Raw genomic sequence first — 24749 nt, 5'->3', positions numbered from 1 at the left:
CGCGCCGGCGTCACTCCACCGGCCGCACGCTTACTTCACGGCCCCGAGCGCGAGTCCCTTCACCATATAGCGCTGCAGCCACGCGAACACCACGGAGACCGGCAGCGTAGCCGCGAGCGTGGCCGCCATCACGAGTTCCCATTCCACGGTGTATTTGCCGGCCACCATGTCGGTGACCTGCACGGTGAGCGTCTTGTTCTCGGGCGAGCGGATCAGTGTATAGACCACCGCAAACTCGTTCCATGCGCTGATGAACGTGAAGATCGCCGTCACCACCACGGCGGGCACCGCGAGCGGAAGAAACACGCGCAGCACGGCGCCGCTGCGGCTGCAGCCTTCGAGCCATGCCGACTCTTCGAGGTCGCGCGGCACGGTCTGGAAATACGACGACAGCATCCACACCGCGAACGCAATGTTGAACGCCGCATACGAGATGATCACGCCGATCTTCGAATCGACGAGATTGCCGTCGCCATAAGGAATCATCGCAGCGAGCCGGAACAGGCCTACCACCAGCAGGATGGGCGAGAGCATCTGCGTGACGAGCAGGAACTGCCGATAGAGCCCGCGGCCGCGAAACGGAAAGCGCGCGAGCGCGTAAGCGGCGGGCAGGCTCACAGCCAGCGCGAGCGCCGTGGAGAGGCACGAGATCACGATGCTGTTGCGCAGCGCGACGCCGAAGTTCGCGGCCTGCCACATGTCGACATAGTTTTCCCAGCGCCAGTGCACGGGCAGCCAGCGTGCCGGATAGACGAACACCTCGGAGGCGGGCTTGAGCGAGGTGAAGAACATCACCGCGAACGGGAACAGCACGGCCACCACGAGCGGCGAAAGCGCGAGCCAGCACCAGAGCGAGCGTTTGAGCTTGCGGTTCATGCGAGGTCTCCTTCCGCGCTGCCGCCACGCCTGGCCTGCACGCGCAGGTAGGCCACCGAGAACGCGAACAGGATCACGAGCATGATGAGCGAGACGGCGGCGGCTTCGCCGGGCCGGCCGAGCCGGAAGCCCAGCTCGTAGAGGTAGGTCACGAGGATGTGCGTGCTGTCGTCGGGGCCGCCTTGCGTCATCACCCAGATGATCGGGAACGAGTTGAACACATAGATCACGTTGAGCAGGATCGCCATGTTGATGAAGGGCTTGAGCAGCGGCAGCGTGAGCTGGCGGAACTGCTGCCAGGCGCTCGCGCCGTCGATGCGCGCGGCTTCGTAGATGTCGCCGGGCACCGAGGAGAGGCCGCCCAGCAGGATCGTCGTGGTGAACGGTATCGACACGAGAATGCCCACGGCAATCTCGACCGGAAACGCATATTGGGGCGTGGCGAGCCAGTGGATCGGCCCGGAGATCATGCCTAGCCGCTGCAGCGTGACGTTGACCATGCCGTAGTCGTCGTTGAAGGACCAGCGCCAGACCACGGCGGTCATGGTGAGTGAGACCGACCACGGCAGCATGACGATCGTGCGTGCGATTCCGCGTCCGTAGAAGTCCTGATTGAGTATCAGCGCGACCGGCACCGAGATCGCCACGGTGCCCACCACGACGCAGACCGTCCAGATCAGCGTGTTCTGGAGCGCGCTCAGGAACACCGGGTCCGCGAACACGTTGTAGAAGTTCTGCAAGCCGCTGAAGCCGCGAATCTGGCCGAAGCGCGACACATCGTGCAGCGACTGGTACACGATGTTGAAGATCGGGTAGCTGATGATGAAGAGGGCCAGCGCGAGGCTTGGCACGATCAGGAGCCAGGGGGCGCGGGGCACGGCGACAGCACGTTGTGAGCGGCTCATGCGGTTCCTGGCGCGGGTGGGTGCGGGCGCTTCGCCGGTTGCCGGACCGGCTGGCGGCGTTTGCTTCAGGGGACCCATAGTCATGGCGTGGGGCGTCCGGTATTGCGGTCGTTACATGGGCGAACCGGCGCGCCGCGTAGCGAATATGCTACGCCACGCGCCGGTTCTTGCGGCGATATAAAGCGCCTGCTTCATGCCGAAAAGCCGACGAAAAAGGCGGCTGAAAAGGCCGCCGGGCTTACTTGCCGAGCGACTTGTTGGCTTCTGTGGCGGCCTGGTTCAGCGCGTCGGCGGGCTTGGCCTTGCCGAGGTAGATCGACTGCATCGCGTTGGTCACGGCCTTGGCGGTGTCTTCCCAGCCCGTCACGGTCGGCGCGAAGCGCGCATGCGGCAGCAGCGCGACGAACGCCTTCGTGTCCGGATCCTGGAACGCCGGGTCGGTGGCTTCAGCCTTCGTCGTCGGCAGGAAGCCTTCGGTGCTCGTGAACTCCACGCGCGGTTGCTTGGTGAACAGGAAGTCGAGGAACTTCCAGGCGCTCTTCTTCACCTTGGAGTTCTTGAACATCATGATCGAGTCCGTGACCGCATAGGTCGCGCTCGTCGTGCCCACCGGGATCGGGTCGATGCCGTACTTGATATTCGGTGCTTCCTTCTTGAGTTGCTTGGCGAGGAACGGCGCCGAGATCATCATCGCCACGCGGCCCTGCTTGAAGAGGTTTTGCACGTCTTCGCGGCTGTAGCCCGTCACGCCCGGCTCCGTGAGCCCTTCGTCGATCATCGTCTTGTAGAGCGTGGCGGCCTTCACGCCCGCCGGCGAGTTGAATGCGGCCTTGCCGTCCTTGCCCACCACTTCGCCGCCGTTGGTCCACAGCGCGTAGTAGAAGTACACGTCGGTTTCGATTTCCTTGCCCTGCAGGCCGAAGCCCGCGATGCCCTTCGCCTTGAGCTTCTTCGAGGCGTCGATCACGTCGTTCCAGGTCTTCGGACCGTTCGGATAGCCAACCGAAGCGAGCATGTCCTTGTTGTAGTAGAGCGCGCGCGCGGAAGCGGCAATCGGCAGGCCGTAGATTTTCCCGTTGATTTCGCCGGGCGCGAGGAACGGGCCGATAAAGCGGCCCTTGAAGTTCGCATCCATGTAGGGATCGAGCGGCTCGGCGATGTCGTCCTTGACGAAGTCGAGCAGCCACCGCGTGCCGATGATCGCGAGGTCGGCGTTCGCGCCCCCGGAGATGTCGGTCTGCAGCTTCTGTTGCAGCGAGTCCCAGTTCACGTCTTCGATCTTGATCGTGGTGCCGGGATTGGCGGCTTCGAACTGCTTGGCCATCTTCTCGAAGTACGGGGCCGTGGCGTCGCTGTAGTGCGCGACGGTCACGCGGACCGTGTCGGCGTGCGCCGCGAAGGTGATGCCCGCGAACGTAAGCGCGACGGCCAGCTTGCCGAGCGTGGTGGATGCACGTGCCTTAAACGCCATTCTCTGTCTCCTGTGTTGATGGGAGCGGGTGCAGCGCACCGCGTCCCATCCCATGCGGGGTGGTTGCTGGTTGGTTTTTCGGTTCTTGCCGCCGCCGTCGCCCGGCCATCGGATTGTTCGTATTGCGTTGTTTGAAAAAATCCTACAGGATGAAAAAAAGGTTGTCACCTGGGAAACGCGAGATTGTTTTGCACGCCGGAAATTGCCTAACATGCTGTAAAGCATGGGAAATTCATGCGGCATCGCAGCAGTAGGTCGTGCGTGTAAACCCGCAGCAGAGGTCGCGCAAAATACCAATATGTAGGAAATTTACAGATCGGCCGGTGGTGCCGGCCGGGTCTTTCGAATCATTCGCGGAGAGTCGACGATGAGCCGGGTGGTGCTGGTGACGGGCGCGTGCGGCGGCATTGGCCGTGCGCTGTGCAAGCGATTTCACGAGGCGGGCGATACGGTGCTCGCGCTCGACCGCGACGCGTCGGGTGTGCAGGCGCTGGCGGACGAACTGGGCGCCGCGCGCCTCGAAGCACTGGCCGCCGACGTGAGCGATCAGGCCGCAGTGGCAGACGCGGTGGCGCGCGCCGTGGCCGTGCGCGGTCCGGTGGACGTGGCCGTGGCCAACGCGGGCGGCGCGCTTGGCACGACGCTCGCGCATACCGACGCCGCGAGCTGGCGGCGCGACGTCGATCTGAACCTGAACGGCACCTACTACACGGTCGAGTCCGTGCGCGCTTCGATGATCGAGCGCGGGCGCGGCGTGCTCGTGCTGATCGGCTCGGTCAATGGGCTCGCCGCGTTGGGCCATCCCGCGTATAGCGCGGCGAAGGCGGGGCTCGTGAGCTACACGAAGGCGCTGGCCATGGAGCTCGGGCCGCATGGCATCCGCGCGAACATCGTGTGCCCCGGCACCGTGAAGACGCCCGCCTGGCATACGCGTGTGGCGCAGCATCCGCAGATATTCGAAGAACTAAAGAAATGGTATCCGCTCGGTGACGTGGCCACGCCCGAGGACATCGCCGACGCCGTGCAGTTTCTCGCCTCGCCGCAGGCGCGCGTGATCACGGGCGTGGCGCTGCCGGTGGACGCGGGTCTCATGGCGGGCAACCGGCTGATGGCGGGTGAGCTCACGCTCGATCCGTTCTGAAGCGAGAACACAAGCGCGCAGTGAGGAAGTGAAGCGAGGACGAGGAGCGAGCACGAGAAGCGAGGCAGTGAAGCGAAGGTGCAACGCGCAGGCAGCAAAACACACGCACGGCGAGCAACGACAGCCCACGAGGACAGCATGGCAGCGGTACAACTGAACGGCATCTACAAGCGCTACGGCGACACCCAGGTCGTGCACGGCGTGGACCTCGACATCGCGGACGGCGAGTTCGTCGTGCTGGTCGGGCCTTCGGGCTGCGGCAAGACCACGCTCATGCGCATGATCGCGGGCCTCGAAGATATCAGTGGCGGAGACCTCACCATCGGCGGCACGCGCGCGAATATGCTGCCCCCGCAGCAGCGCAACGTCTCGATGGTGTTCCAGAGCTACGCGCTCTACCCGCATCTCTCGGTCTACGACAACATCGCGTTCGGGCCGCGCATCCGCAAGGAGCGCGAAGAGGGCTTCAAGCCGCGCATCGAGGCCGCGGCGAAGATGCTGAACCTGTCGAGCTATCTCGACCGCCTGCCGCGCGCGCTCTCGGGCGGCCAGCGCCAGCGCGTGGCGATGGGGCGCGCCGTGGTGCGGGAGCCGTCGCTGTTTCTCTTCGACGAACCGCTCTCGAATCTCGATGCCAAGCTGCGCGTGCAGATGCGCACGGAAATCAAGGCGCTGCATCAGCGCCTGCGCAGTACGGTGGTGTACGTCACGCACGACCAGATCGAAGCGATGACCATGGCCGACCGTATCGTGGTGATGAACGCGGGGCGCATCGAGCAGATCGGCAAGCCGCTCGATCTCTACGACAAGCCGGGCAATCTGTTCGTGGCGAGCTTTCTGGGTTCGCCTTCGATGAATTTCGCCACGGGCAGCGTGATGAGCGACGCGCGCGGCACGGCGCTCGTGCTCGAGGACGGTGTGCGCATCGCCCTTCCCGAGGGCCGCGCGCAAGCCGGTGCGCGCGTGACGCTCGGCATCCGCCCCGAGCACATCGAAACGCAGGGTGGCGACGTGCCGTTCAGCGTCGAGGTGATCGAGCCGACTGGCGCGGAGACCCACTTGTACGGGAAAATAGGCGGCACGACATGGTGCGTCACGACGCGCGCGCGGCCCGGCATCGAACCGGGGCAGCGCATGACGCTGGGTCTGCCTCTCGCGCACCTGCATCTGTTCGACACCGAAAGCGGCAAGCGGCTCGATTGACGGACTGAACAGGGCGCAAGCGTCGGGTCCGGCGTGACGATCGTGACCCTTGCACCTTCCACGGCTCATCCACGGAAAACAGCTTGCCGGTCTCCAACCTGATCCATCACATCCGCAACGTAGCGGAGTCGCTGCGGCCCGCCGAACGCAAGGTCGCGGAGATGGTGCTCGCCGACATCGACTTCGCGATGCGCGCGAGCATCACCGAGCTCGCGCTGCGCGCCGAGGTGTCCGAGCCTTCGGTCACGCGCTTTTGCCGCGCGGTAGGGGCGCACGGGCTGCGCGACTTCAAGATGCGGCTCGCGCAGAGCGCGGCGGGCGGCATGCCGTTCGCCGCGGCGCGGGAAGTGGCGAGCGGCGACCTCACGCAAGTGGGCACGCTGCTCGACAGCGTGACGGAGCAGGTGGTGCAGGGCGTGAAGCACGCGCGCGACTCGCTCGATCCGGCCGTGTTCGAGGCGGCGGTGGCGGCGCTCGGCAGCGCGCGGCGCGTCTACTTCTTCGGCGTGGGCGCGGGCTCGGGGCTCGTGGCGCAAGACGCGGCGCTGCGCCTGCTGCGCCTGGACATTGCGGCGAGTGCGTTTACCGACGCCCATTTGCAGCGTCTTTATGCCGGCTTGCTCGAACCCGGCGACGTGGCTTTCGCGATCTCGCAGTCGGGCCGCAGCGTAGAAGTGAACGAGAGCATCCAGATTGCGAAAGAGCGTGGCGCGACCACCATCGCGCTCACGAATGCGGGCTCGCGACTGGCCTGGGTGGTCGACATCCCGCTGCTCTTGCGCGTGCCGGTTTCGGAAGCGCCTCAAGCGCCCGGTGTGTCGCGCATTGCGCATCTCGCGGTGGTCGACGCGCTAGCGATGGGCGTGGCGCTCGGACTCGAGCCGAAGACGCTCGCAAAGATGCGCGACGCGCAGGCGCGCGGCGGCCCGGACAGCGTGGAAGCGAAAGAGTAAGCGGCACCCGGCACCGGGACTCGCGCCCGGCTGCCTATCGTTGACGCTTCGTCAGCCTGACCGGCATGGTGTCGGGCACCATCGTGAACTGCGAGATCTCGTTGATCTTCGCCGGATCGACGGCCATCTCGATCGAGAATTCGTTCATCAGCATGGAAAGCGCGAGGCGCATCTCCACGGTCGCGAGATGACGTCCCGGGCACACGCGCGGCCCTGCGCCGAACTGCAGATACGCGCGCACGTCGTGCGGCCCGCCGTGAGGCTCTTGCTCGCCCTTGCGCATCCAGCGCCACGGATCGTAGCGCTGCGGATCGACGAAGTTCTTCGCGTCGACCATGGCCGGCCGCGCCACGAAGAACATGCGCGTGCCCTTGGGCAGGGCCACGCCGTCGAGCACCACGTCTTCGAGCGGCTCGAACGATTGCACGGCCGCCACGGGCCGCAGGCGCGTCGCCTCGATGCAGATCGCCTCGAAGAGATCGAGCTCCTTGAGCGTGGCATAGTCCGGGCACACGCTCGCATTGCCCAGCACGCGGCGCGCCTGTGCGCCCAGATGCGTTTGCAGTTGCGTGTCCGCCGCGAGATAGGGCAGCGTCCACGCGATCGAATCGGCCGTGGTGTCTTCGCCCGCGAGCAGAATCGTCAATACGTTCGCGCGGATCTGCGCATCGGTAATCGGCGCGGCGCCGGGCTCCGCTTGCGCCTGTTGCTGTTGTTGCACGAGCATCGCTTCGAGCAGGTTGCGCGGCGTTTGCGCTGGCTCGTCGCGCATGCGCTCGCGGGCGCGCGCCATCATCGCGTCCACATGGCGATGCACTTCGGCGAGCGACTGATCGAGCTTGCGGTCCGCAGGCAGCTTGAAGTAGCGCCAATACGGAAAGAGCGCGTTGATGCGGCCCATCACGCTCGGCAAGATGCGCTCCAGATGCTCCTGAATCACGCCGTGATCGCGCTCGAGCGTGCGCGGGTCTTCGCCGAACGCGAGCGCGCTCGTCACGTCCACGGTGTAGCGCTTGAGGTCGTCGGTCATCTCGACGGTCTCGCCGCGCTCGGCCGCGCGCAGCCAGCGCGCGCGCAGCCGCCCGGTGATTTCGGCGAGCGTGGGATAGAACGCCTTGATGGTCGGGATCGAGAGCGCCTGCATCACGAGGCGCCGCTGCGGCTCCCACGCCGCGCCTTCCGCGGAGAACAGGCCGTTGCAGCCCATCTCGTGGAGCACCGCTTCAACAGGCTGATACCGCCGATAGCGGTGCGGGCGCTCGCGCATGATCTGCTGGATCAGCGCGGTGTCGGTCCAGATCGTGATGGGGATGCTGCCCACCTGGAAACGATACGGAGTGCCAAGCTCTTGCGCCCAGCGTTCGAGGATCAGATGCAGCCGCGCGGGTGAGAGCTGCAGCAGATTGCCGACGAGCGGCAGGCCGCGCGGGCAGGGCAGGTCGGCAACCTGGCGCTGCGTCGCGTGGGAACCGGTGGAGGCCGTGCTCATGAGCGCTTCCTTGCTGGCTGCGGGTGGGCTGCCGGGTTGTGCTTCCGGTGTGCCGCTTGTTTGCTTTCTTGCCGGCTGGCTCAAAAGGCGCAGTGGCGCGCTGCCAGGTGCCGCCACGCAGGATGCCGATTATAGCGGCGCGGCCCCCGCCACGTAGCCGAAACGGCGCGACAGGCGCTCGGCCGCCACGGCCAGGCGTTGTGCGCTGTCGCCTTCGCTGGCCGTGTCGAAGTTGCCCGACGGCCCCATCAGCGCGAGCACGAGGCACACGCTGCCGGTGTGATCGAACACGGGGGCGGCCACGGTGCTGATGCCGGGGATCGGATTGCCGAGCGCCGTGTCGAGCCGTTGCGCGCGGATTGCGGCAAGGCGTTCGGTGTAGCGCGGGTCCTCGCGTGCTTGTTGCGCCGGCGCGCCGGCAAGGCGCAGGCCGTCCTGCGCGAGCAGTTCGGCGCGCACGTCGTCGTCGAGCCATGCGGCGAACACGCGGCCGATGGCCGTGTTCACGATCGACATGACCGTGCCCGGCCGCAGGCTCACGTGCAAGGGCCGCGGCGATTCTTCGAGGCGCACAACCGTGGGCCCGAGCGGCCCCGGCACCGCGAGCGCCACGCTCATGCCGGTGCTGGCGGCGAGGTCAACGAGCTCGGCGTCGGCTTCGCGCACGGGCGAGAGGCGGGCGAGCCCCAGCAGGCCCAATTCGAGGCTCAAGGGGCCGGCTTCGTAGCGGCCCGCCTCGTCGCGCGCGAGCAGGCCCGTCTTGAGCAGGCTCACCAGATGGGGAAAGGCCTTCGCGCTCGGCATGCCGGCGGCGGCCGAGAGATCGCGCAGCGAGAGCGGCGTGCCGGCCGCGACGAGCGCGGCGAGCAGCTCGCCCGTGACGTCGAGCGCCTGGATGCCGCGTTGCGGCTTGTCGGCGGTTTCCGCTGGAGCGGAGGTTTCGGCGCGGGCGTCGTCCGTGGCGCTGGACGGGGTGCGGGCTCGGGGCATGGTGGCGGTTCAGTTCGAATCGGATGTGGGGGAAGCGGGAGAAGCCGCAAAGGCGGCCATGGCGATCTCGCGCGCGGCGTCGCGCAGCGCGCGCACGAGCGCACCTGCCGGGCGCACGTCGAGCGAGCCACTCGCGCCTACGGCCGTGAGCGTGAGGCGCAACGCGCGCTGCGCATCGAGCACCGGCACGCAGATGCTGCTGACGCCGGGGCTGGGCGCGTCGATGCCGAGTTCGAAGCCGCGCGCGCGGATGGCGTCGAGCGTGGCCGCGAAGTTGCCTGGGAGGTTGCCTGCGAAGTTGCCTGCGAAAGCGGCGTCGCGTTCAGGCGCGGCGGGGTCTTGTTTTGACGCCGCTTTGCCGGCCGCCGCCGCGTTGGCCGCGCCGGGCTCCGCCGTGCCGCGCCAGACCGGCTGCGCCGTCTGGTTGGTCCACATCGCGCGCAGCGCGGCCTCGTCGAGGAACGCGCAGAACACGCGGCCCGTGGACGTGTCCGGCAGCGACATCACCGTGCCCACGTGCAGGTTCACGTGCAGCGGCAGGCTCGCGTGCTCGTAGCGCACGATGGTCGGCCCCTGCGGCCCCGCAATGCACAGCGCGACGCTGCAGTTGTGCGCGTGCGCGAGCGCCGCTGCGCGCGGCACGGCCTCGCGCAGCGCGGGTTCCTGCGCCAGATGCAGCAGGCCGAGGCGCAGCGCGAGCGGCCCCGCCTCGTAGCGCCCGGAAAGCGCGTCGCGCTTGATCAGGCCGAGCCGCGTGAGGCTCACCAGATAAGCGTGCGCCTGGCTCGACGCGATTTCGGCGCCCGCCGCGAGATCGCTGGGCGCGAGCGGCACGCGCGCGTCGGCGAGCACGCGCAACAGGCGCGCGCCCACTTCCACGCTCTGAATGCCGCGCTGCGTCTTCCCGCCGCCGGCGTCCGCGTCGGGCGGGGAGGGCTGCGGCGGCCTGGCGGCGTTGCGAGGGGTCTTCACTCGTTGTCCCGGGCTGAAAAAGGGTCCATGTTAACCGAACGGCGCGTGAGCACTCGCCATCAATTGATTTGCATATGGCTAGTGTATTCGCTATTGACAAATAAAAACGGGCGGGCGATCATGGACTCACCCCGGCAAAACAGCGGCTCATTCACAACCAGACGGGGCGAGACAAACCGGCGGGCGCTGTGGGCGCTTCCCGGCACCTGCTGGCGCATGCGCCACGCCTCGCTCCGTTATTCGCTCCCCAACCGATACGGAGATTCAGATGGCAAAGGCGTTCGCATCGCAGGCCGATCTCGAAGAGAAACAGGTCACTTTCACGCAGCTCTCGGAAAACGCCTACGCGTACACCACGGAAGGCGATCCGAACTCGGGCGTCATCATCGGCGACGACGGCGTGATGATCGTCGACACCACCGCCACGCCCGCCATGGCGCAGGACCTCATCGCGAAGATCCGCAGCGTCACCGACAAGCCCATCAAATACGTCGTGCTCTCGCACTATCACGCGGTGCGCGTGCTGGGTGCTTCGGCGTATTTCAAGGAAGGCGCGCAGCAGATCATCGCGAGCCGCGGCACATACGAAATGATCGTCGAGCGCGGCGAAGCCGACATGAAGTCGGAGATCGAGCGCTTCCCGCGCCTGTTTGCGGGCGTGGAGACGGTGCCGGGCCTCACGTGGCCCACGCTCGTGTTCGAGAAGGAAATCACGCTGTTCCTCGGCAAGCTCGAAGTGAAGATCGCGCACATGGGCTCGGGCCACACGAAGGGCGACACCGTGGTGTGGCTGCCGCAGCAAAAGGTGCTGTTCTCGGGCGATCTCGTGGAATACGACGCGGCTTGCTATTGCGGCGATGCACAGCTCGAGCAATGGCCCGCCACGCTCGAAGCGCTGCGCTCGCTGGGTGCGGAAAAGCTCGTGCCGGGTCGCGGCCCCGCGCTCGTCACGCCCGATGAGGTGAACAAGGGCCTCGACTATACGAAGGACTTCGTGACGACGCTGCTCGCGCAGGGCCGCAAGGCGGTCGAGCAGAAGCTGGATCTCAAGCAGTCGATGGCGCTCACGCGCGAAGCGATGGACCCGAAGTTCGGCCATGTCTTCATCTACGAGCATTGCCTGCCGTTCGATGTTTCGCGCGCCTTTGACGAGGCGAGCGGCATCACGCATCCGCGCATCTGGACCGCGCAGCGCGACAAGGAAATGTGGGACGCGCTGCAGGATTGAGCGGTGCTGCGAGGCAAGGACGGGAGACACAACGATGATCGACTATCAAACGCTGACCTTCGAATACACGCGTTGTAGCGAGCAAAGCCCGGATGCCGCAGCGTGCGTGCGTCCGGTAGTGGTGGTGGGCGCGGGGCCGGTGGGCCTCGCCACAGCGATTGACATTGCGCAGCACGGCTTGCCCGTGGTGCTCGTGGACGACGATTGCACGCTCTCAACGGGCTCGCGCGCGATTTGCTTTTCGAAGCGCTCGCTCGATATCTTCGACCGGCTCGGCTGCGGCGAGCGCATGGTCGAGAAAGGCGTGAGCTGGAACGTGGGCAAGGTGTTCCGCAAGGACGAACTGGTCTACACCTTCAACCTGCTGCCGGAAAGCGGACATCACCGGCCTGCGTTCATCAATCTTCAGCAGTACTACGTGGAAGGCTTCCTGCTCGAACGCGCGCAGGCACTGCCCAACCTCGAGATCCGCTGGAAGAGCAAGGTGACGGGCATCGCGCAGCGCGGCACGCCGGGCGCGGAAGACGCGCACGTGGCGCTCGAGATCGAGACGCCCGACGGCCAGTACGAACTGCTCGCGCGCTACGCGGTGGCGGCGGACGGCTCGCGCAGCCCGGTGCGCAAGCTCATGGGCCTCGACAGCCACGGCCGCACGTTCAAGGACCGCTTCCTGATCGCCGACGTGAAGATGGAAGCCGACTTCCCCACCGAGCGCTGGTTCTGGTTCGACCCGCCGTTCCATCCGAACCAGTCGGTGCTGCTGCATCGCCAGCCCGACAACGTCTGGCGCATCGACTTCCAGCTGGGCTGGGACGCCGACCCGGTGCTCGAAAAGACGCCCGAGCGCGTGATCCCGCGCGTGCGTGCGCTGCTCGGCCCCGACGTGAAGTTCGAGCTGGAGTGGGTGAGCATCTACACGTTTTCGTGTTTGCGCATGGACAGCTTCCGCCACGGCAACGTGCTGTTCGCGGGCGACTCGGCGCACCTCGTGTCGCCGTTCGGCGCGCGCGGCGCGAATAGCGGCTTCCAGGACGGCGAGAACCTCGCCTGGAAGCTTGCGATGGTGCTGGAGCAGCGCGCCTCCGACGCGCTGCTCGACACCTATGCGAGCGAGCGCGAATACGCCGCCGACGAAAACATCCGCAACTCCACGCGCTCGACCGACTTCATCACGCCCAAGAGCGCGGTGAGCCGCGTGTTCCGCGACGCCGTGCTGACACTCGCGCGCGAGCATGCGTTCGCGCGGCAATTGGTGAACAGCGGGAGGCTCTCGGTGCCTGCGGTGCTGCACGAATCGACGCTCAATACGGCCGACGAAGAGACGTTCTCAGGCCAGATGGTGCCGGGCGCGTCATGCGCCGATGCGCCTCTCGTCGATGCGCAGGGTGCGCCGCAATGGCTGCTCGCGCAGCTCGGCGGGCGCTTTGCGGGGCTGCTGTTCTGCCGCGCGGGGTTCGCGCTCGAAAGCGATACGCGCGCGGCGCTCGATGCGCTTGCGCGAGGCCCGGTGCCGATGCATTTCGTGGCGGTGCTCGACGGCGAGGGCGCTGCGCCTGAGGGCTTGCCGCCGGGCACGGCGGTCGTGCGCGATGCCGAGGGTCTGGCCGCGCAACGCTACGGCGCACAGGACGGCGCGTTCTATCTGATCCGGCCGGATCAGCACGTGTGCGCGCGCTGGCGTCGTGCCGATGCGCCGCGTGTCGAGCGCGCGCTCAAGCGGGCGCTGTGCGTGGCCGGTACGGCTTGATGTGGTGATGCGAAAGGCGGGCGCACGCGAGCTGTGGCCGCCTTTCGATTTCATTGCGCAGATGACAAGAATTCAGCCTTGTATGGAGACAACGATGCTCAACACACAACCCAACCTCACGCGCCCCGACGACTTCTACGAAGCGCTCATCGACATGCATCGCGATCTCGACGAAGCGCAGAGCCAGTCGGCCAATGCGCAATTGATCCTGCTGCTCGCGAATCACGTGGGCGACCATGAGGCACTGATGGAGGCCATCCGCTTCGCGCGCGCTGGCGTGGTCGTGCCGCCCGCGAATGGAGCTGTCGGCAAGCTTGCAGCCTGAGCTCGGGCTTCATCGATGTAAGCATTAAGCAACTCAAACATGGTCGGGCGCATCGTGTGCCCAGCCACCATTTCGCGCGATCGCGCTTTTGCGGGCGCAATCGTTTGCGCCTGCCGATTTTGCCCGCAAACGCATTGCGCGCATCGTTTGCTGCGTGAGCTTGCCATCGACCAGGCCGCAAGTCCCGCGTGCCGCCTTGAAAACCGATTCAAGAACCCCCGCTCGCAAGCCGTAAACGGCACTGACGAGAGACCCCGTTTGACTGCGCTGGCGCAGACCGGACAGCTTACGGGATCGAAAAGAAAGACATCCGCTACGGGGTATTACCTTGAATCGCAGTCAAACATGGTCGCGCACCGCGGCGCCGGGCGAAGTGATCTATTCGGAGGGCTTCGCGGGCGAGCGCGTGCTCTTCGTCATCGCCGAAGGCAAAGTCGAAATCTCCACGCGCTGCGACGAAAAGCGGGTCGTGACCGCAACGCTCGGCCGCGGCGAATTCTTCGGGGAAAGCGCACTGCTGGGCGCCGAGCCGCGCCCGAGCACCGCCAAGGCGCTGACGTTTTGCCAGTTGACCGTCGTGCCCGCGAGCATCATCGAAGACGAGCTCGAACGCGTTTCGCCGCTCCTGCGCCACGTTTTGCGCACGATGATCCGCCGCACGAAGGCCAAGGACGATCTGCTCGCCACCTACACGCACGCCGACTTCCTGCCGGGCATTCTCTCGTATGCCCACGTGCTCTCGCTGCTTGCAGGCGCCGAGCGTGCCGAGCGCGGCGATGCGAAGGGCGGCTGGCCGCGCCCTGGTGCGGCAGCGGGTGAGGTGAGCGTGGCGCTCGCCGAGGTCGTGCAGAAATGCCGCGCCGTGGCGGGGCATTCGCGCCCGCACGTGATGACGATGCTGCGGCGCATGGAAAAGCTCAATCTCGTCGCGATCGAGGCGGGCCAGGTGTCCTCGAATCTGGCCGGCGGCAATGCTGGCGAGGGCGCACTGGGCCGCCAGGTCGTCACGTTCGATCCCGTTCGTATCGTGGAGCGCGCTTCGCTGGTGGCCGATCACGACCTCGACGTCTCGATCAACAGCGAACTCGAACTGATCGAACTCGCCGACCTCGAAGCGCTGATCGGCGTCGAGCGCAAGCTGCTGCTCAACAAGCTCTCGCACGACGAGATCGCCGAGGAGCTGTTCGCGTTCAGAAAGTCGAAGGTGCTCAATTTCGTCGAGCAGAAGGGCGTGGCGTATTTCACGCAACGCGTGAAGCGCGGCTCGGGCGAGCTCAACGCGCTCGACGACCTGCTGTTCGTCGATCAGCGCACGCTGTTCGAGGCCGTCAATTCGCTCGATAGCTACGATCTCGCCAAGCTGCTCGCCTCGCTCGAAGACAAGGCGGTTTCCGAGCGCCTGCTTTCGGTGATGTCGGAGACGCGCAAGAACGAGGTCTCGTGGCTCATGCGGCGCGAGATCAAAGCCGATCCGGTGGAGATCGAGGCGATCGAGCAGCGTCTTGTCGGCGCGGTGCGCGAGATCAAGGCGAACGGCGTGCAATAAGGGAGGCGTATGGATCTTTCGACTTTGTTCGGAGTCCTGCTGGGTGGGGCGGCCATCGCGATCGGCTTTGCGCTCGAAGGCGGGCAGTTCACCTCGCTGCTGCAGCCCGAGGCGCTGCTCGTCGTGCTGGGCGGCACGCTGGCCGCGGTGATGATCCAGAACCCGTGGGCGCGCTTCTTCGACGCGGTCCTGCGCCTGCGCACGGTGTTCGTGCGCGCGCAGCAGGTGGACGAAACGAGTCTCGCCGCCGTGCTGGAATGGGGCGACCAGGCCAAGCTCAACGGCCTGCTCGCGTTCGAGTCGATGGACTGGCGCGGCATTCATCCGTTTGCGCGGCGTGGCCTCGAACTGCTGGCAAGCGGCGTCTCGACCGCCGTGCTCGAAGACGCGCTCAATCGCGAGCTGGAAGCGTATGGACGCACGCATCTGGCGGCCGCGCGCGTCTGGCAGCAGGCTGGCGGCTATGCGCCGACCTTCGGCATTCTGGGCTCGGTGCTGGGCCTCATCCAGGTGACCTCGCATCTGGTCGAGCCCTCGCAGCTGGGGCAGGGCATCGCGGTGGCGTTCGTCGCCACGCTCTACGGGCTCGCGCTGGCCAATCTCGTGTTCTTGCCGCTCTACGGCAAGATGCGCGCGCACATCGAAAGCGAACTGCGGCTGCGCAAGCTCTATCTGGACGGGTTGCTCGCCATTTCACGCAAGGAAACCCCGCATACGATCGCGACGCGGCTCGCAGGCGAAGTGGGTGGGCGCGGCGCTGGCTTGCCCGGTGAGGCGAACGCGTGGTCGCGGCAGGGCGCGCAGGCAAGCGTGCACGCAAACGCGCCCGTAAACTGAGAACGCAGCGCGCTTTCACTTATGAAGATCTCATCCGAAAGCCGGCCGGCGCATGACATGCTCGTTAGCGCCTTCGACCGCGAAGAGGACGAAGGCGGTGAGCAGTCCGGCCGCTGGCTGCTCTCCTACGCGGATCTCATCACCACGATGATGGTGCTGTTCCTTGCGCTCTACGCGATGCAGCTCGCGAAGCACAGCGAACAGGCGATTCGCAGACAGTCGCTGGCGGCGCGAGCGCCGGTTGCCGCCGCGCCGGCCGCGAAACCGCAGGCGGCCGCAAGCGCATTGCTCGCGTCGCTCGACCCGCTGCGCGAGCGCGGCGAGATCACGATCGTGCCGGTGGCCCACGGCGTGGAGATCGGCATCAACGCGAAGATTCTCTTCAATGCCGGCGATGCGGCGCTGCTGCCCGATTCGTTCGGCGTGCTAAGCCGCATCGCGCGCGTGCTGGCGCAGGTGCCCAACGGCAATATTCTCGTCGAAGGCCACACCGACAGCACGCCGATCTCGAACGCGCGCTACGCGTCGAACTGGGAGCTTTCTTCGGCGCGCGCGGGGGCCGTCGTGCGCTATCTGGTCGAGCGGGGTGTCGAGCCGCATCGGCTTGCTGCGATCGGCCGGGCCGACAACTTTCCGCTCGTTGCCGCCACCGACCCCGCAAGCCGCGCGCTCAACCGGCGCGTGACGATCGTGGTGCAGTATTGACGTTGCGGTCGCGACGGGCGCTCAGGCGGGCTGATCCCCCTCGCGATGCACCGGCTGCGTCTCCTTCAACTGCTTCGCGAGCCGCGAGGCCTGCAGATAGCCCGGATTCGCGGGCCGCTTCAGATAGCGCCCCGCGCCGCGCCGCGCACGCAGGTCGCCGTCCGCCCACACCAGCTCGCCCTGCGAGACCGTATGCGTGGGCACGCCGCGCACCGTCATCCCTTCGAACACGTTGAAGTCCACGTTCTGATGATGCGTCTTCACGGAGATCGTGCGCGTGGCCTGCGGGTCCCAGACCACGAGATCCGCATCCGAGCCCACGGCCACCGCGCCCTTGCGCGGGTAGAGGTTGAAGATCTGCGCCGCGTTCGTGGACGTCACGCGCACGAACTCGTTCGGCGTGAGCCGACCCGTGTTCACGCCCTGATCCCATAGCACGGCCATGCGGTCCTCCACGCCGCCGCATCCATTAGGAATCCGTGTGAAATCGTTGCGGCCCATGGCTTTCTGTGAGGCGCAGAACACGCAGTGATCGGTTGCCGTGGTGTGCAGCAAGCCGCCTTGCAGCCCCCGCCAGAGCGCGTCGCGATGCTCCCTGGTGCGGAACGGCGGGCTCATCACGTGCGCGGCCGCGCGCGTCCAGTCGGGGTCGCGGTACACGGCCTCGTCGATCACGAGGTGGCCCGCGAGCACTTCGCCGAATACGCGCTGGCCTTCGGCGCGCGCCCGCGTGATGGCTTCGAGCGCCTCTTTCGCGGAGACGTGCACGATATACACGGGCACGCCCAGCACCTGCGCAATGCGGATCGCGCGGTTCGCGGCCTCGCCTTCCACTTCGGGCGGACGCGAGAGCGGATGCGCCTCCGGTCCGGTGAAGCCGCGCGCGAGCAACTGCCGCTGGAGCTGAAACACGAGTTCGCCGTTTTCTGCGTGCACGGTGGGCAGCGCGCCCAGCTCGAGCGAGCGCGCGAAGCTGTTCACGAGGATCTCGTCGTCGGCCATGATGGCGTTCTTGTACGCCATGAAGTGCTTGAAGCTCGACACGCCGTGGTCCTGCACGAGCAGCCCCATGTCGCGGTGCACGCTCTCGTCCCACCACGTGACCGCCACGTGAAAGCCGTAATCGGCGGCAGCTTTCTCGGCCCAGCCGCGCCATTCGCGGAACGCGTCCATGAGCGGCTGCTTCGGGTTCGGAATCACGAAGTCGATGATCGACGTCGTGCCGCCCGCGAGACCCGCCGCCGTGCCGCTGAAGAAGTCGTCGCTCGCCGTCGTGCCCATGAAGGGCAGTTCCATGTGCGTGTGCGGGTCGATGCCGCCCGGCATCACGTATTGCCCGCCCGCGTCCACCACGGTGGCACCGGCGGGCGCGTCAAGGTTCTCGCCGATCGCCGCTATCGTGCCGTTCTCGCAGAGCACGTCCGCGCGATAGCTCTTGTCCGCGTCGACCACGGTGCCGCCTCGAATCAGGATCGCCATGATGCAATGTCTCCTTCGGTTGTCTGGTCTATGTGCTCACGCACTCGCGATGCTCGGCCTGCGGCTCTTGCTGAGCTTCATCAGCACGCCATAGACGATGGCCGCAATCGCGAGTCCCACGAACCACGCGTACGTATAGAGTCCTTTGAACGCGTCGGGCACCGAGGGGAAGGCGTTCGGGAACGCCACGTTCAAAAAGCCCGGCAGATTCGGCAGCACGCCCGCCACCAGCGCGATCACGGCGGCCGGGTTCCAGCCATTCGAGTAGGCGTATTCGCCGTTTTCCTCGAAGAGCTGCGCGGTGTCGAGCCGCGTGCCGCGAATGAGGAAGTAATCGACCATGAGAATGCCCGCCACCGGCCCGAGCAGCGCCGAATAACCGACGAGCCACGTGAAGATATAGCCCTGCGTGGTGGCGAGAATCTTCCACGGCATCATCACGACGGCGATGGTGGCCGTAATCAGGCCACCGGCCTTGTACGAGATGCCCTTGGGCCAGAGGCTCGAAAAATCGTAGGCGGGGCCGACCAGGTTCGCCGCGAGATTGCAGCACATGGTGTCGAGCGTGAGGATGACGAGCGCGATGCCCACGCCGATGCCTTCCATGCGGCTCGTGAGATCGATGGGGTCCCAGATCGCCTTGCCGTAGATCACGACGGTGGCCGAGGTGACCACGACCGAGACCACGGAGAGCAGCGCCATCGGAATCGGCAGGCCCAGCGCCTGGCCCACGAACTGATCCTTCTGTGTCTTCGCGAAGCGCGTGAAGTCGGGAATGTTCAGCGCGAGCGTGGCCCAGAAGCCCACCATCGCGGTGAGGCTCGGCCAGAAGGTGGCCCAGAAGAGCCCGGCCTTCTTGCCGCCGGCTGCGAACTGCGAGGGCTGCGAGAGCATGGAGCCCACGCCGCCCGCCTTCGAGCACGCCCACCAGACCAGCGCCACGCACATCACGACCTTGATGGGCGCGGACCAGCTTTCGAGCCAGCGGATCGAGTCGGTGCCGTGCAAGATGAAATAGAGTTGCAGCGCCCAGAAGATCAGGAAACACGCGCCCTGGGCGATCGAAATGCCGAGAAACGGCAGCGCGTCGCCCACCAGCGCGTTGTGCGTGAGGATATTGGCGAGCGTGTAGATCGCGCTGCCGCCGAGCCACGACTGAATGCCGTACCAGCCGCACGCCACGATGGCGCGCAGCATGGCCGGCAGCTTCGCGCCCTGGGTGCCGAATGACGAGCGCACGAGCACCGCATAGGGAATGCCGTATTTCGCGCCCGCATGACCGATCAGCAGCATGGGCACGAGCACGATCATGTTGCCGAGCAGCACCGTGAACACCGCCTGCCATGGCGACATGCCCTGCTCGGTGAGCCCGGCCGCGAGCATGTAGGAGGCGATGTTCATCACCATGCCCACCCATAGCGCGCCGAAGTGGTACCAGCGCCACGTGCGCTGTGCGGCGCCCGTGGGCGCGAGGTCGTCGTTATATAACTCGCTGGCGCTGCGGCGCGCGCTCGCGTCGCTGTCTACACCGCCGCTTGCTGCGGGCTGGCTCATGGTGCGGTTTCTCCGTGACTGCTCGTTGCGGTTGGAATTGTGAGGTTCAGGCCGCCTTCGGGTCGGCCACGCGGGCCGGATTGTTCGGATGCGTGGTCCAGTTCGCGTAACGGCCCGAGTCGACGCGCTCCATCGTGATGCATTGGTCGACCGGGCAGACATGCATGCATAAATTGCACCCGACGCAATTCGCATCGACCACCTCGAAGTGGCGCTTGCCGTCGCGCGTGGCCGTGATGGCCTGGTGCGAGGTGTCCTCGCAGGCGATATGGCACAGGCCGCACTGGATGCAGCGGTCCTGGTCGATGCGGGCCTTGATGTCGTAGTTCAGGTTCAGGTATTGCCAGTCGGTGACGTTTTGCACGGCGCGGCCGCGAATCGCGTCGAGGTTCGCGTAGCCCTTGTCGTCCATCCAGTTCGAGAGCCCGTCGATCATGTCGTTGACGATTCGGAATCCGTAATGCATGGCCGCGGTGCACACCTGCACGCTGCCCGCGCCCAGCACCATGAACTCGGCCGCGTCGCGCCAGTCGGAGATGCCGCCGATGCCCGAGATCGGCAGGCCCTGGGTTTGCGGGTCGCGCGCGATTTCGGCCACCATGTGCAGCGCGATCGGCTTCGCGGCGGGGCCGCAGTAGCCGCCGTGCGTGCCCTTGCCGTCCACGGTGGGCAGCGGTGCCATGGCGTCGAGGTCCACGCCCACGATCGAGTTGATGGTGTTGATGAGCGAGACGCCGTCCGCGCCGCCCTTGTGCGCGGCGCGCGCGCCGTGGCGGATGTCGGTCACGTTGGGCGTGAGCTTCACAAGGCAGGGCAGGCGCGTGCCTTCCTTCACCCAGCGCGTGACCATTTCGATGTACTCGGGCACCTGGCCCACCGCCGCGCCCATGCCGCGCTCGCTCATGCCGTGCGGGCAGCCGAAGTTGAGCTCGACGGCGTCGGCGCCGGTGTCTTCCACTAGCGGCAGGATCCATTTCCAGTCCTGCTCGTTGCACGGCACCATCAGCGAAACGATCAGCGCGCGATCGGGCCAGTCGCGCTTCACTTGCGCGATCTCCTTGAGGTTCACGTCGAGCGGCCGGTCGGTAATGAGCTCGATGTTGTTCAGCCCGGCGATGCGCTGGCCGCGCCAGGTGGTGGCGCCGTAGCGCGAGCTCACGTTCACCACGTGCGGGTCGAGCCCGAGCGTCTTCCAGACCACGCCGCCCCAGCCCGCCTCGAAGGCGCGGTTTACGTTGTAGGCCTTGTCGGTGGGCGGCGCGGAAGCGAGCCAGAACGGGTTGGGCGATTCAATACCGGCAATCGTGCAGCGTAGATCGGCCATGATGCGGCTCCTTGTCGATCCGGAGTGAGCGCTTGGGTGCTCGCTCCGGTCCCATGCAAAACATGGGGCGTTCGTTTTATCGGGTGTACGCGTCGTGCTTGTGCGGCTCACGCCGCTTTCACGGCCTGCGCGGCGAGGTAGCGGTCTATCGCGCGCGCGGCGAGCTTGCCGTCCTGCACGGCCTGCACGGTGAGATCGGTGGCGCCGTGGCCCGCGCAATCGCCGCCGGCCCAGACGCCTTCGAGCGAGGTCGCGCCATCGGCATCCACGGCGATGCGCACGCCGCCATCGGTCAATTGCAACGCTTCCAGCCCTGCCGGCAGCAGTTTCTGGCCGATTGCCTTGAGCACCATGTCGGCTTCGATGCGCTCGATCTCGCCGGTGCCTTGCAGCGCGCCATTCGCGTCGAGCGCTGTGCGCTCGAATTCGACGGCCTCGACTCGGCCCGCGCCCACAATCCGCAGCGGCTTCATCCACTCGACGATCGTCACCCCTTGGGTGCGTGCGAATTCCTGCTCCGCCCATGTGGCGCTCATCTGGGCGCTGCCGCGCCGGTACGCGAGCGTGACGTGCTCGGCTCCGAGCTTGCGGCTTTGCACGGTGGCGTCGATGGCGGTGTTGCCGCCGCCGATCACCACGACGCGGCGGCCCACGGGCAGCGTGGCCAGGTCGCGCGCCTCGCGCAGTTGCGCAATGAAATCGACGGCGTCGCGCACGCCCTCGAGCGCCTCGCCTTCGATGCGAAGCGCCTGCGTGCCGCCCAAGCCGATGCCGATGAACACCGCGTCGAAGGTCTCGCGCAGCGCCTCGAGCTTGAGATCGCGGCCCAATTGTTTGCCTTGCTCGATCGAGATCCCGCCGACCGAGAGCAGCCACTCGACTTCGCGCTGGGCGAAGTCGTCGACGGTCTTGTACGCGGCAATGCCATATTCGCTGAGCCCGCCGGGCTTCTCGCGCGCGTCGAACACCGTGACGGCATGCCCGGCCAGCGCGAGCGTATGCGCGCACGCGAGCCCCGCGGGACCGGCGCCGACCACGGCCACGCGCCGCCCCGTCTCGCTCGTGCGCTTGAAGAGCGGCTCCGCGCCCGCGGCTTCACGCGCCATCTGGAAGTCGGTGGCATGGCGCTGCAGCGCGCCGATCCGAACCGGTTCGCCATCCTGATGATTTCGTACGCAGGCGCCTTCGCAGAGGATCTCGGTGGGGCACACGCGCGAGCACATGCCGCCGAGCGGATTGGCGCTCAGGATATCGCGCGCCGCGCCCTTGAGATTGCCGTTGCCGATCTTGCGGATGAAGCTCGGGATGTCGATGCCGGTGGGGCAGGCCGCGACACAGGGCGCGTCGTAGCAATAGTGGCAGCGGTCGGCGGCGACCACGGCGGCGTCGGCGGAAAGGGGCGGAGAGACATCGGCGAAATTGCAGCCGAGTTCCTCTGCGCCAAGGCGTCCTGCGGCGATGCCATGCGTGGCACGCGAGTTCGAGTGGGACATCCGGATGCTCCTTGCGAGGCAAAACACGGGTCCGCCGGCTGCGCGCGGTGCGCGGCAGCCGGTACGTGGGGAAACAGCGGGTTGGCTACGCGGCTCTATGGCCGCTCGCGATGCTCGTGATGCTCGTGTTGCGTCAGCCGCCTAAGCCGCGTCAGCCAGGCTCGCAGGCGCGTTCGAGCATCGCGTGCAGCAGCACGTTCGCGCCGGCCTCGATCCATTCCTGGGTCGCGTCTTCGACTTCGTTATGGCTGATGCCATCGATGCACGGCACGAACACCATCGAAGTGGGCGCGACCGTCGCGAGATAGCACGCGTCGTGGCCCGCGCCCGAGACGATGTCGCGGTTCGAATAACCGAAGCGTTCGGCCGCCGCGCGCACGGACTTCACGCAGGCCTTGTCGAACGGCACCGGCGCGTAATAAAAGATCTGTTCGACCTGGGCTTCGAGCTTGCCTTGCTCCGCGATCTTCGTGATGCCTTCGCGCAGCTCGGCGTCCATCTTTGCGAGCACTTCGTCTTCCGGATGGCGGAAGTCGATGGTGAAGAACACGCGGCCCGGAATCACGTTGCGCGAGTTCGGATGCACCTGCATCATGCCGACCGTCGAGCATGCGAGCGGCGCATGACGCAGGCCGATTTCGTTGACGAGCTGCACCACGCGCGAGGCGCCGAGCAGCGCATCGCGCCGGCGCGGCATGGGCGTGGGGCCCGCGTGCGCCTCCTGGCCCGTGAGCACGACTTCGTACCAGCGCTGGCCTTGTGCATCGGTCACGACGCCAATGGTCTTGTGCTCGGCCTCGAGTATCGGCCCTTGTTCGATGTGCAGCTCGAACGCCGCATGAATCTTGCGCCCGCCGCACGGCAGCTCGCCCGCATAGCCAATGCGCTGCAGTTCTTCGCCGATGGTCTTGCCGTCCACGTCCTTGCGCGAGAGACCGTAATCGAGCGTGAACACGCCCGCGAACACGCCGGACGCCACCATGGCGGGCGCGAAACGCGAGCCTTCCTCGTTGGTCCAGATCACCGTCTCGATCGGGTGCTCGGTCTGGATGCCATGGTCGTTGAGCGAGCGGATCACTTCCAGGCCGCCGAGCACGCCGTAGATGCCGTCGAAGCGGCCGCCCGTGGGTTGCGAGTCGGCGTGCGATCCGGTCATCACCGGCGGCAGGTCGTTGTTGCGGCCCGCGCGGCGCATGAAGACGTTGCCCATCTGATCGACGCTCACCGTGCAGCCCGCTTCCTTCGCCCACTTCACGATGAGGTCGCGGCCCTGTTTGTCGAGATCGGTGAGCGCGAGACGGCAGACGCCGCCTTTCGCGGTCGCGCCTATCTTCGCCATCTCCATGAGGCTGTCCCAGAGACGCTGACCATTCACGTGAATCGCGGTGGTCAGCGCGGCTTCGCTTACTGTGTTCATGCGTGCTCTCCTGTTGAGCATTCGTGCCATCGTCCGGGGCGCATTGCGCTACTACGGTGCATGCGTCGAGCCGGTGGGTCTACGCCGTTGAACTGCGTTAGTCGAATCCTGTCCGATTGGACAGGTTGTAGCCGATAAACTTCGGGAATTCAATGCGGTGTTACGAGCGAAAAGCGTGCCATCGATGTTGCAGTGCGTGAAAGCGCACACACGGCGCGCAGGTTTACCCTGAGGTTCGTCATGTGCATACGCACGTTGTGCTTACGTCATGACTACAATGAAACCGGTGTTGCGCGGCGGACGATGCGCGCGACGCCTTTCCATCCTTGAGCGGACCGAATGCCATGCGCGACGACGACACGAAAACGCCAGCCGCGAACCTTGCAATGCGCACGACTGCGAGCGTGCGCGACGACGCTGATGCAACGCACAAGCCGCGCCGCAAGGCGTCGATCCGCGCGTCGAACGAAACGCATTTGCTGGCATGCGCAGAGGCGGTTTTTGCGGAACGCGGCTTCGAGGGCGCGAGCACGGCGCTGATCGCCGAGCGTGCTGGTTTGCCCAAGGCCAATCTGCATTACTACTTCCCTACGAAGCTTGCGCTCTACTGGCGCGTGCTCGACGACCTGTTCGAGGAATGGAATGCCGCCGCCGACACCTTCGACGCGAGCGACGACCCGGTCGTCGCGATAGGCGGCTACGTGCGCGCGAAGATGGAGCTTTCGCGGCGCCGGCCGCTGGGCTCGAAGGTGTGGGCGAACGAGATCATCAGCGGCGCCACGCACATGCAGGACATTCTGCTCAAGCGCGTGAAGCCGTGGATGGAGTCGCGCGTGCAACTGATCGAGCGCTGGATCGACGAAGGGTTGCTCGCGCCGGTGGAGCCGAAGACGCTGCTCTTCATGATCTGGGCGACCACGCAGCATTACGCGGATTTCGAAGCGCAGATTCGCGCGCTCGCGGGCAAGCGCGCGCTTTCCGCCGCGAGCTTCGAAGCCACGACTGAAGAGGTTGTGAAGATGATTCTGCGCGCGAGCGGGGCGCGCTCGCCGGATGCGTGAGCTACGTGGAAGATTTGATATGGATACCGAACT

The 24749-nt window shown here is 66.3% G+C and carries 21 protein-coding genes and 1 pseudogene; 10 read left to right on the top strand and 12 right to left on the bottom strand.

Annotated features, from left to right (window positions below; translation table 11 throughout):
- Positions 1-30: 30 nt before the first annotated feature.
- The 3 genes from EYW47_RS04030 to EYW47_RS04020 all read right to left on the bottom strand — a co-directional run bounded on the left by EYW47_RS04030 (position 31) and on the right by EYW47_RS04020 (position 3252).
- Positions 31-876 (bottom strand): carbohydrate ABC transporter permease, encoded by an 846-nt coding sequence (locus tag EYW47_RS04030; protein WP_133193564.1) that lies wholly within the window; start codon positions 874-876, stop codon positions 31-33.
- Positions 873-1781, bottom strand: a complete 909-nt coding sequence (locus tag EYW47_RS04025; RefSeq protein WP_133193563.1) for a carbohydrate ABC transporter permease — start codon at positions 1779-1781, stop codon at positions 873-875. Before EYW47_RS04025 ends, EYW47_RS04030 begins: the two co-directional genes overlap by 4 nt.
- Before the next feature lie 238 nt (positions 1782-2019).
- Entirely contained in the window at positions 2020-3252 is a 1233-nt protein-coding gene (locus tag EYW47_RS04020; protein ID WP_133193562.1) for an ABC transporter substrate-binding protein, read from the bottom strand.
- Between the two features lie 367 nt (positions 3253-3619).
- Here EYW47_RS04020 and EYW47_RS04015 point away from each other — a divergent pair, with 367 nt between their 5' ends.
- The 3 genes from EYW47_RS04015 to EYW47_RS04005 all read left to right on the top strand — a co-directional run bounded on the left by EYW47_RS04015 (position 3620) and on the right by EYW47_RS04005 (position 6549).
- Positions 3620-4393 carry an SDR family oxidoreductase gene (locus EYW47_RS04015; RefSeq protein WP_133193561.1) on the top strand — a complete coding sequence of 258 codons (774 nt, stop codon included), beginning with the start codon at positions 3620-3622 and terminating at the stop codon, positions 4391-4393.
- A 138-nt stretch (positions 4394-4531) separates the two neighbouring features.
- Positions 4532-5596 carry an ABC transporter ATP-binding protein gene (locus EYW47_RS04010; protein ID WP_133193560.1) on the top strand — a complete coding sequence of 355 codons (1065 nt, stop codon included), beginning with the start codon at positions 4532-4534 and terminating at the stop codon, positions 5594-5596.
- 83 nt (positions 5597-5679) lie between these two features.
- Entirely contained in the window at positions 5680-6549 is an 870-nt protein-coding gene (locus EYW47_RS04005; protein ID WP_133193559.1) for a MurR/RpiR family transcriptional regulator, read from the top strand.
- Positions 6550-6583: 34 nt separating this feature from the next.
- Here the strand turns inward: EYW47_RS04005 and EYW47_RS04000 are convergent, their stop codons facing one another.
- From EYW47_RS04000 to EYW47_RS40755, 4 genes are all read right to left on the bottom strand, one after another.
- Complete coding sequence (locus tag EYW47_RS04000) at positions 6584-8038, bottom strand: cytochrome P450 (RefSeq protein WP_133193558.1); 1455 nt, start codon at positions 8036-8038, stop codon at positions 6584-6586.
- A 129-nt stretch (positions 8039-8167) separates the two neighbouring features.
- A complete protein-coding gene (locus tag EYW47_RS03995; RefSeq protein ID WP_133193557.1) occupies positions 8168-9028 on the bottom strand; it encodes an IclR family transcriptional regulator in 861 nt (286 codons plus the stop codon).
- A gap of 9 nt (positions 9029-9037) precedes the next feature.
- Entirely contained in the window at positions 9038-10000 is a 963-nt protein-coding gene (locus tag EYW47_RS03990) for an IclR family transcriptional regulator (protein WP_133193556.1), read from the bottom strand.
- A gap of 59 nt (positions 10001-10059) precedes the next feature.
- Complete coding sequence (locus EYW47_RS40755; protein ID WP_165976484.1) at positions 10060-10218, bottom strand: hypothetical protein; 159 nt, start codon at positions 10216-10218, stop codon at positions 10060-10062.
- 50 nt (positions 10219-10268) lie between these two features.
- Here EYW47_RS40755 and EYW47_RS03985 point away from each other — a divergent pair, with 50 nt between their 5' ends.
- The 6 genes and pseudogenes from EYW47_RS03985 (at position 10269) to EYW47_RS03960 (ending at position 16388) form a co-directional block, all read left to right on the top strand.
- Complete coding sequence (locus EYW47_RS03985) at positions 10269-11228, top strand: MBL fold metallo-hydrolase (RefSeq protein WP_133193555.1); 960 nt, start codon at positions 10269-10271, stop codon at positions 11226-11228.
- A gap of 34 nt (positions 11229-11262) precedes the next feature.
- On the top strand, positions 11263-12975 hold the full coding sequence (locus EYW47_RS03980; RefSeq protein WP_133193554.1) for an FAD-dependent oxidoreductase: 1713 nt from the start codon (positions 11263-11265) through the stop codon (positions 12973-12975).
- A 94-nt stretch (positions 12976-13069) separates the two neighbouring features.
- A complete protein-coding gene (locus EYW47_RS03975) occupies positions 13070-13300 on the top strand; it encodes a DUF2783 domain-containing protein (protein ID WP_133193553.1) in 231 nt (76 codons plus the stop codon).
- 328 nt (positions 13301-13628) lie between these two features.
- On the top strand, positions 13629-14846 hold the full coding sequence (locus EYW47_RS03970; RefSeq protein ID WP_133193552.1) for a cyclic nucleotide-binding domain-containing protein: 1218 nt from the start codon (positions 13629-13631) through the stop codon (positions 14844-14846).
- A gap of 9 nt (positions 14847-14855) precedes the next feature.
- A pseudogene (locus EYW47_RS03965) lies at positions 14856-15605 on the top strand (flagellar motor protein); the annotation flags it as partial.
- 135 nt (positions 15606-15740) lie between these two features.
- A complete protein-coding gene (locus EYW47_RS03960) occupies positions 15741-16388 on the top strand; it encodes an OmpA/MotB family protein (RefSeq protein ID WP_240763514.1) in 648 nt (215 codons plus the stop codon).
- Positions 16389-16409: 21 nt separating this feature from the next.
- Here EYW47_RS03960 and hydA read toward each other — a convergent pair whose 3' ends face one another.
- The 5 genes from hydA to EYW47_RS03935 form a co-directional block, all read right to left on the bottom strand.
- The gene (gene hydA, locus EYW47_RS03955; protein ID WP_133193549.1) at positions 16410-17867 is read right to left on the bottom strand and encodes a dihydropyrimidinase; all 1458 of its coding nucleotides are present in this window, start codon (positions 17865-17867) and stop codon (positions 16410-16412) included.
- Between the two features lie 36 nt (positions 17868-17903).
- Complete coding sequence (locus tag EYW47_RS03950) at positions 17904-19421, bottom strand: NCS1 family nucleobase:cation symporter-1 (protein WP_133193548.1); 1518 nt, start codon at positions 19419-19421, stop codon at positions 17904-17906.
- 46 nt (positions 19422-19467) lie between these two features.
- Positions 19468-20745, bottom strand: a complete 1278-nt coding sequence (gene preA / locus EYW47_RS03945; protein ID WP_133193547.1) for an NAD-dependent dihydropyrimidine dehydrogenase subunit PreA — start codon at positions 20743-20745, stop codon at positions 19468-19470.
- A gap of 107 nt (positions 20746-20852) precedes the next feature.
- Positions 20853-22238, bottom strand: a complete 1386-nt coding sequence (locus EYW47_RS03940; protein ID WP_133193546.1) for an NAD(P)-dependent oxidoreductase — start codon at positions 22236-22238, stop codon at positions 20853-20855.
- 151 nt (positions 22239-22389) lie between these two features.
- A complete protein-coding gene (locus EYW47_RS03935) occupies positions 22390-23655 on the bottom strand; it encodes a Zn-dependent hydrolase (RefSeq protein ID WP_133193545.1) in 1266 nt (421 codons plus the stop codon).
- Positions 23656-24041: 386 nt separating this feature from the next.
- Here EYW47_RS03935 and EYW47_RS03930 point away from each other — a divergent pair, with 386 nt between their 5' ends.
- Positions 24042-24716, top strand: a complete 675-nt coding sequence (locus EYW47_RS03930) for a TetR/AcrR family transcriptional regulator (protein WP_240763534.1) — start codon at positions 24042-24044, stop codon at positions 24714-24716.
- Positions 24717-24749: the final 33 nt, after the last annotated feature.

The sequence above is a fragment of the Paraburkholderia silviterrae genome (assembly GCF_004353915.1).
Lineage (GTDB): Bacteria > Pseudomonadota > Gammaproteobacteria > Burkholderiales > Burkholderiaceae > Paraburkholderia > Paraburkholderia silviterrae.
Note: the sequence above shows the minus strand (reverse complement) of the source record. Positions and strands in the feature narration are given on the sequence as shown.